This is a genomic window from Streptomyces phytophilus (assembly GCF_013870535.1).
GTDB lineage: Bacteria > Actinomycetota > Actinomycetes > Streptomycetales > Streptomycetaceae > Streptomyces > Streptomyces phytophilus.
The window spans coordinates 1-3,650 of record NZ_JACBXC010000596.1; the positions used below are offsets into that span (position 1 = coordinate 1).

A 3,650-nucleotide genomic window follows, 5' to 3' on the forward strand; every position below is an offset into this window, starting at 1 on the left:
CCGGCCGGACGGTCTGGCCGCCCGCGCCGGACCGGGGCGCGCCGCCCGCACCGGGGCTCACGCCGGCCACCCCCGGCATGCCCGGCTACGGCCCGCCGCGGACCCCGCCCCGCGCGCACGGTCCGGCGGACGCGCCCGCCGCCGGCTGGCACCACCCGTCCGTGGGACCGGTTCGCGGCACGCCGGGTTGACGCGCGCGGGCTCCCGGCAGGCGAAAGCGGACCCGCCCCCTCGGGGCGGGCCCGCTCCGTTCCGTACCAGGGCCTGCGCGGCTGTCCGCGTCAGCCCGCCAGCACCTCGCGGGCCAGCCGCGCCGTCTCCGACGGCGTCTTGCCGACCTTCACGCCCGCGGCCTCCAGCGCTTCCTTCTTCGCCTGGGCGGTGCCCGAGGAGCCGGAGACGATGGCGCCGGCGTGGCCCATCGTCTTGCCCTCGGGGGCGGTGAAGCCGGCGACGTAGCCGACGACCGGCTTGGTCACGTTGGCCTTGATGAAGTCCGCGGCCCGCTCCTCGGCGTCCCCGCCGATCTCGCCGATCATCACGATCAGGTCGGTGTCGGGGTCGGCCTCGAAGGCTTCGAGCGCGTCGATGTGGGTGGTGCCGATCACCGGGTCGCCGCCGATGCCGACGCAGGTGGAGAAGCCGATGTCACGCAGCTCGTACATCATCTGGTACGTCAGCGTGCCGGACTTCGACACCAGGCCGATCCGGCCGGGCTTGGTGATGTCCGCGGGGATGATGCCCGCGTTGGACTGCCCGGGGGTGATCAGACCGGGGCAGTTGGGGCCGATGATGCGCGTCTTGTTGCCCTTTGCGCCCGCGTACGCCCAGAAGGCGGCGGTGTCGTGGACCGCGATGCCCTCGGTGATGACCACCGCGAGCGGGATTTCGGCGTCGATGGCCTCGATCACGGCGGACTTGGTGAACTTCTCCGGCACGAAGATGACGGTGACGTCCGCGCCGGTGGTGTCGATGGCCTCCTGGACGGAGCCGAAGACCGGGATCTCGACTGTGCTCGACTCGTGCGTCTCCGACACGACGTCGAAGTCGACCTTCTGGCCCGCCTTGCGGGGGTTGACCCCGCCGACGACGTTGGCGCCGGACGCGAGCATCCGCCGCGTGTGCTTCTGGCCCTCCGAGCCGGTCATGCCCTGGACGATGACCTTGGAGTCCTTGGTGAGGAAGATAGCCATGGTTTTCTTCTGTCCTCTGTCCTTACTTGGCGGCCAGCTCGGCGGCGCGGTCGGCGGCGCCGTCCATCGTGTCGACCTGCTCGACGAGCGGGTGGTTGGCGTCGCTGAGGATCTTCCGGCCCAGCTCGGCGTTGTTGCCGTCGAGCCGCACGACCAGCGGCTTGCTGACGTCCTCGCCCTTGCTCCTGAGCAGTTCGAGGGCCTGCACGATGCCGTTGGCGACCGCGTCGCACGCGGTGATGCCGCCGAAGACGTTGACGAAGACGGACCGGACGTCCGGGTCGCCGAGGATGATCTCCAGGCCGTTGGCCATCACGTCGGCGGAGGCGCCGCCGCCGATGTCGAGGAAGTTGGCGGGCTTGACGCCGCTGTGCTTCTCGCCCGCGTACGCGACGACGTCGAGGGTCGACATGACCAGACCCGCGCCGTTGCCGATGATGCCGACCTGGCCGTCGAGCTTCACGTAGTTGAGGCCCTTGGCCTTGGCCGCGGCCTCCAGCGGGTTGGCGGCGGCCTTGTCCTCGAACGCGCCGTGGTCGGGCTGGCGGAACTCGGCGTTCTCGTCCAGCGACACCTTGCCGTCCAGCGCGAGGACCGTGCCGTCGGCGGTCTTGACCAGCGGGTTGACCTCGACGAGGAGGGCGTCCTCCTTGACGAAGACCGTCCACAGCGTCTGCAGGACCTCGACGGCCTGGTCGGCGATCTCGGCGGGGAAGCGCGCGGCGTCGACGATCTCGCGGGCCTTGGCCTCGGTCACGCCCTCGTTGGCGTCGACGGGGATCCTCGCCAGCGCCTCCGGCTTGGTGGCCGCGACCTCCTCGATGTCCATGCCGCCCTCGACGGACGCCATGGCGAGGAAGGTGCGGTTGGCGCGGTCGAGGAGGTACGACACGTAGTACTCGTCGGCGATGTCCGCGGTCTGGGCGAGCATCACCTTGTGGACCGTGTGGCCCTTGATGTCCATGCCCAGGATCTGGCCGGCCTTCTCGACGGCGTCGTCAGGGTCGGACGCGAGCTTCACGCCGCCCGCCTTGCCCCGGCCGCCGGTCTTCACCTGGGCCTTGACGACGGCGCGACCGCCGAGCTCCGCGGTCACCCGGCGCGCCGCCTCGGGCGTGTCGATGACTTCGCCGGCCAGCACCGGTACACCATGCTTGGCGAAGAGATCCCTCGCCTGGTACTCGAACAGATCCACGCGCGTCCGTCCCTTGTGATTCAGTCGTGTCGCGTTGTAATGGCAGGGTCGTCTTGCAGATTAGCCCTGCCCGACAGCGCGGCCTAAATCCGGGGTCACACCGGCGCGGTGAGAACGGTCACAAGTGCGGTTCCCGCGTGAACGGGGTACGGATGGGGCACGGGGGACTGCTCTCGACCCGGGCTCAGGGCGCCTATGTGGCGCGGCTCACGTCGCGCGTATGCCGCGCGCACAACGCCGCTCACGTCGCCGCCGGGACGGGCAGCGGGCGGCCTTCGAGCGCCGCCGCCATCACCTCCGGGAACAGCTCCGGCGTACACGCGAACGCGGGCGCACCGAGGGCGGCGAGCGCGGCCGCATGATCACGGTCGTACGCCGGCGCCCCCTCGTCGGAGAGCGCCAGCAGCGCGACGAACTGCACACCGGACGCCTTCATCGCGGCGACCCGCTTCAGCATCTCCTGGCGTATGCCGCCCTCGTACAGGTCGCTGATGAGCACCACCACGGTGTCCGCGGGGCGGGTGATGCGCTGCTGGCAGTACGCGAGCGCCCTGTTGATGTCCGTACCGCCGCCGAGTTGGGTGCCGAAGAGCACGTCGACAGGGTCGCTGAGCTGGTCGGTGAGGTCGACGACGGCGGTGTCGAAGGCGACGAGGCGCGTGGCGAGCGAGCGCATGGAGGCGAGGACGGCGCCGAAGACGGAGGCGTAGACGACGGAGGCGGCCATGGAGCCCGACTGGTCGATGGCCAGGACGACTTCCTTGCGGACGGAGCGCGCGGCGCGCGCGTAACCGACGAGGCGCTCGGGGACGACGGTGCGGTGCTCGGGGACGTAGTGCTTGAGGTTGGCGCGGATCGTGCGGTCCCAGTCGATGTCCCGGTGCCGGGGCCGCTGCACGCGGGCGGCCCGGTCGAGGGCGCCGGTGAGGGTGGCGCGGGTGCGGGCGGCGAGCTTGCGCTCAAGGTCGTCGGTGACCTGGCGGACGACCGTGCGGGCGGTCTCGCGGGCCTCGTCGGGCATGGCCTTGGCGAGGGAGAGCAGCGTGCCGACGAGATGCACGTCGGGCTCGACGGCGGCGAGCATCTCGGGCTCCAGGAGGAGGGAGGCGATGCCGAGGCGGTCGATGGCGTCGCGCTGCATGACCTGGACGACGGGGGTGGGAAAGTACGTCCGCACGTCCCCGAGCCACCGGGCCACCTGCGGCGCGGACCCCCCGAGCCCGGCCTTCCGCCGGGAGCCGCGACCGGGCTCCTCGGACCGC

3 protein-coding genes and 1 pseudogene are annotated in these 3,650 nt (G+C 71.4%); 1 reads left to right on the top strand and 3 read right to left on the bottom strand.

All coding sequences use genetic code 11. From position 1 onward, the window contains the following. Positions 1 to 191, top strand: a pseudogene (locus tag H5J30_RS36010) (hypothetical protein); the annotation flags it as partial. 90 nt (positions 192 to 281) lie between these two features. Here the strand turns inward: H5J30_RS36010 and sucD are convergent. From sucD to H5J30_RS21945, 3 genes are all read right to left on the bottom strand, one after another. Then, entirely contained in the window at positions 282 to 1,193 is a 912-nt protein-coding gene (gene sucD / locus H5J30_RS21935) for a succinate--CoA ligase subunit alpha (protein WP_181789102.1), read from the bottom strand. Between the two features lie 22 nt (positions 1,194 to 1,215). Then, on the bottom strand, positions 1,216 to 2,388 hold the full coding sequence (gene sucC / locus H5J30_RS21940; RefSeq protein ID WP_181789103.1) for an ADP-forming succinate--CoA ligase subunit beta: 1,173 nt from the start codon (positions 2,386 to 2,388) through the stop codon (positions 1,216 to 1,218). Between the two features lie 241 nt (positions 2,389 to 2,629). Continuing rightward, positions 2,630 to 3,650 (bottom strand): VWA domain-containing protein (locus H5J30_RS21945; RefSeq protein WP_181789104.1); only part of this gene is annotated, 1,021 nt, incomplete at its 5' end.

Excerpts from the sequence above, each read along its gene's own strand:
- sucD (WP_181789102.1), bottom strand. The coding sequence starts at position 1,193 with ATGGCTATCTTCCTCACCAAGGACTCCAAGGTCATCGTCCAGGGCATG.